This window comes from Flavobacterium anseongense (assembly GCF_021608185.1).
Taxonomy (GTDB): Bacteria; Bacteroidota; Bacteroidia; order Flavobacteriales; family Flavobacteriaceae; genus Flavobacterium; species Flavobacterium anseongense.
Window position 1 is genome coordinate 1 of record NZ_JAKIHN010000044.1, and the last position, 236, is coordinate 236.

The window sequence follows — 236 nt, forward strand, 5'->3', positions numbered from 1 at the left end:
AACTGTCCTAACTCGTTCACTGTAACAAGAACATGGACATTCACTGATGCGTGTAACAATACTTCATCTGTATCACAAACTATCAATGTGGTAGATGACGTTGCTCCGGTAGCGCCTGAAGCTCCAGCTGCAATAACTGTTGCTTGTGCAACTGATGTTCCTGCAATGGTTTCACTTACAGCTACTGATAACTGTACAGGTGAAATAACTGTACAAGGTGTAGATACAACAACACC

At 42.4% G+C, this 236-nt stretch carries 1 protein-coding gene; it reads left to right on the forward strand.

Annotation, left to right across the window (positions count from 1 at the left end):
• Window positions 1-236 (forward strand): HYR-like domain-containing protein (locus tag L1S35_RS13350; protein ID WP_441294552.1); only part of this gene is annotated, 236 nt, incomplete at both ends.